The sequence below is a fragment of the Chryseobacterium gossypii genome, from assembly GCF_041361455.1.
GTDB lineage: Bacteria > Bacteroidota > Bacteroidia > Flavobacteriales > Weeksellaceae > Chryseobacterium > Chryseobacterium gossypii.
In genome coordinates this window covers 1-1388 of the sequence record NZ_JBGCUR010000070.1, presented here as the reverse complement: position 1 = coordinate 1388, position 1388 = coordinate 1, and the positions used below count along the sequence as shown (strand labels likewise).

The following is a 1388-nucleotide window of genomic DNA, read 5'->3' as shown; positions in this document are numbered from 1 at the left end:
GAGTAGTCGTGGTCGGAAGATTTTTTCTTCCGACTTTTTTATTAAAAACTTGAGAGCAAGTTGTTGATTTACAGTGTGTTATATTGTGTTTTTTAATTTATTTTTCGTATCTTTAATACTGATAATCAATAATTTATGTCAGTTTTTAAAGATCACAAAATCTCAGCTAACAATCTATTACAATACATTCCTGAAGCCTTACTAACTCATCTTTCATCCACCACCAAAGTGGATTATTATTCAAAAACGCTTCACGGAAAAAAAGTATTCTATCTGCTTCTCTATGCTATTCTTGATAACGAAAAACTTAGCCAAAGAACATTGGAAGATACTTTCAATGGTTCTGTTTTTAAAGCTCTTTTTAATCTTGATGAATCTGAAACAGTTAGAAGAAGTTCTATTTCTGAACGATTATCAAGAATTGACTCTGGCTATTTTCAGAAAATATTTGAATGTATTTACAATCGATTTGCCGAATATTATAGTCCGACAGAGATTAATAAATATAATCTGATAAGAGTTGACAGTACTATAGTTAGTGAAGCATCGGGAAGACTTAAGGAAGGCATTGATCAAAGAAATGGAAAAAAATATATAAAATACAGTGTTTCCTTTGATGGCATCCTTCCTTCGGATATTGAAATATTTAATTCTCAAAGCTATAGCGGTGAGGACTATGCACTTCCCGAGATTGTATTGAAACAAGTTAAAAAAGATCCTGCACATCGTAACATTTATTTAATAGACAGAGGAGTAAAGTCTGGCAGAATGATGAAGAGTTTCAATGAAAATTCTATAATGTTTGTTATCAGATCCAATGAAAACAGAAAACATGAAGAAATAAAATCCCTGATAACAGAAAATCAAAATCTGGATCTTGGAGAGCTCGTATTGGTAAAAGATAGCGTGGTTCAGCTTTATGGAAATACCCCTATCAACAATAAAAAAGGAAATAAACATTACAAAGAGCAAAAAATTGAAACTCCCTTCAGGATCGTTATTGCAAAAGATAAAAAACAGCCAGGAAAAGAATTTTGGTTTCTCACCAATGATTTTGAGCTAACGGCAAAAGAAGTTGCTGATTATTACAAGGCTAGATGGGATATAGAGGTGTTTTTCAGATTTATCAAACAAGAACTCAATGTAAGTCATTTGGTTTCTCTCAATAAAAATGGAATTGAAGTAATGATTTATATGACTTTAATTGTAGCTATGCTGATTCTCATTTACAAAAAAGCCAATAATCTTGGTTACAAAACGGCTAAAAGACGATTGACAATAGAAATAAGAGAACTTGCTATAGCTCTTATGATCACTCTTTCTGGTGGAAATCCAAACTTACTTTTCAAAACATAAAAATGGCCGGAATTTCTTCCGACCATGACTAG

At 31.8% G+C, this 1388-nt stretch carries 1 protein-coding gene; it reads left to right on the top strand.

The genetic code is table 11. The annotated features are described in order from the left end of the window. Positions 1-135: 135 nt before the first annotated feature. A complete protein-coding gene (locus ABMQ40_RS16580) occupies positions 136-1356 on the top strand; it encodes an IS4 family transposase (RefSeq protein WP_370901610.1) in 1221 nt (406 codons plus the stop codon). Positions 1357-1388 lie beyond the last annotated feature (32 nt).

Bases quoted from the DNA above. Each gene is read 5' to 3' on its own strand.
- ABMQ40_RS16580 (WP_370901610.1), top strand. From the start codon at position 136: ATGTCAGTTTTTAAAGATCACAAAATCTCAGCTAACAATCTATTACAA.